Origin of the sequence: Xenorhabdus vietnamensis, assembly GCF_002127535.1 — a bacterium.
GTDB classification, from domain to species: domain Bacteria; phylum Pseudomonadota; class Gammaproteobacteria; order Enterobacterales; family Enterobacteriaceae; genus Xenorhabdus; species Xenorhabdus vietnamensis.
This window is the reverse complement of sequence record NZ_MUBJ01000106.1, coordinates 1-787: the sequence shown is the minus strand read 5'-3', so window position 1 is coordinate 787 and position 787 is coordinate 1. Positions and strand designations below refer to the sequence as shown.

The 787-nt window shown below is 45.1% G+C and carries 1 protein-coding gene; it reads left to right on the top strand.

Annotated elements, in window-relative coordinates:
* Positions 1 to 152: 152 nt before the first annotated feature.
* A partial coding sequence (locus tag Xvie_RS20400) for a tyrosine-type recombinase/integrase (protein WP_139838937.1) occupies positions 153 to 787 on the top strand: 635 nt, incomplete at its 3' end.

The window sequence follows — 787 nt, the reverse complement described above, 5'->3', positions numbered from 1 at the left end:
TAACGTCTACTCTAGTAAACTAACTCCTAGAAAGACCTGATAAATCAATCAGGTCTTTTCTTTTTAGGTCTACTCTAGTCTATTGCAATCAACATGCACTGCGGGGCATAATCAGGGGCACCTACACTTCTATTTTAAATGTGCCCCTTACAATGAAACTAAACGCACGACAAATCGAAACAGCAAAACCCAAAGAAAAAACCTACAAACTCGCTGATGGCGGCGGTCTATATTTGGAGATCACTGCTCGCGGCTCTAAGTACTGGCGCATGAAGTACTATCGCCCCACGGATAAAAAAGAAGACCGACTGGCTTTTGGTGTCTACCCTACCGTCTCTCTAGCCGATGCTCGTGCCAGACGAGACGAAGCTAAGAAGCTGATTGCTCAGGGCATTAATCCCAAAGCCGAGAAAAAAGACGCACACGTTGGAGCAAAAGGAAAACATACCTTTGAAAAAGTCGCCCGTGACTGGCACGCCAGCAATAAACGTTGGAGTGAAGATCACTGTAATCGTATCATGCGCAGCCTTGAGCATTATATTTTCCCGCATATTGGCAGGCTAGATATTTCAACTTTACGGACAAGCCAGCTTTTAGCACCAATCAAAACCGTTGATGCCGAGGGCAAACATGATATTGCCCAGCGATTACAGCAACGTGTCACTTCCATCATGCGTTATGCCGTTCAGAATGATATTCTTGAATTCAATCCCGCTAATGATATGGCAGGCGCACTTTCCACTGTTAAATCTAAACATCATCCTGCCCTACCTCACGAACGTTTACC